Below are 550 nucleotides of genomic sequence, written 5' to 3' on the forward strand. Positions count from 1 at the left end.
TAGTAAGTATCCCCCGGCAAAGCCGGGGGCTTTAATTGTGAGCCGCTCAAAGCGGCCTGTGACGGAGCTTGCGCTCCTTGAGCCCCCTAAAGGGGGCGGCTACATCAAGTTTAGCTGATCCAGTCGGCGGTCCTCGGCCTCCTGATTGCGGATATAGTCCCGGATTACCCGTTCATCTCGCCCCACCGTCGAAGCGAAGTAGCCCCGGGCCCAGAAATGCTGGCCCACGTAGTTTCTCCGACGACCTGCGTGAACCCGGGCGATATGAATCGCGCTCTTGCCTTTCATAAACCCGACCACCTGGGAAACGGCGTACTTCGGCGGGATCGATATCATCATGTGAACGTGATCGGGCATCAGGTGACCCTCTTCAATATCGCTCTCCTTCTGCCTCGCCAGGGACCGGAAAACTTCGATCAACTCCCGCCGAATCACGCCATACAGGCGTTTCCGACGATATTTCGGAATGAAAACGATGTGGTACTTACACTCCCATCGAGTGTGTCGTAAACTGCTGACTTGTCTCATGGTTTCTCCTTAGCGTGGTGCT

General features: G+C 56.0%; 1 protein-coding gene. It reads right to left on the minus strand.

Annotated elements, in window-relative coordinates:
• Positions 1-99: 99 nt before the first annotated feature.
• Entirely contained in the window at positions 100-528 is a 429-nt protein-coding gene (tnpA, locus tag ACEWQ0_RS05645) for an IS200/IS605 family transposase (RefSeq protein ID WP_476484780.1), read from the minus strand.
• Positions 529-550 lie beyond the last annotated feature (22 nt).

This window comes from Wenzhouxiangella sp. YN9 (assembly GCF_056324165.1).